This is a genomic window from Streptomyces sp. GbtcB7 (assembly GCF_019091445.1).
Lineage (GTDB): Bacteria > Actinomycetota > Actinomycetes > Streptomycetales > Streptomycetaceae > Streptomyces > Streptomyces mirabilis.
Genome location: NZ_JAGXJM010000525.1, coordinates 1 through 243 on the forward strand (window position 1 = coordinate 1; position 243 = coordinate 243).

Genomic DNA, 243 nt, shown 5'->3' on the forward strand with positions numbered 1-243 from the left:
CCATGAGGACGGGGGGGGGAGTGACACCGTCGTAGTCAGTAAGCATAAGCAGGGCGCATGGGTTTTTCCGTGCGCCCCCCTCGGGGTGTGTCACGCGGGGGGACGGCCGGGGACTTTCTGCATACGACGGGACAGTCGCCCCCCGCTTTCCGCCCCGCGCCACCTGCCCCTGGGCCCCCGGGCGGCCCGGCCCCGGGGGGCCCGGCACGGTCCCGCCCCCCCCGCCCCCCCCCCCGCGCGCCC

1 pseudogene is annotated in these 243 nt (G+C 77.4%); it reads right to left on the bottom strand.

Annotated elements, in window-relative coordinates:
- Positions 1-243, bottom strand: a pseudogene (locus KVT44_RS59805) (S9 family peptidase); the annotation flags it as partial.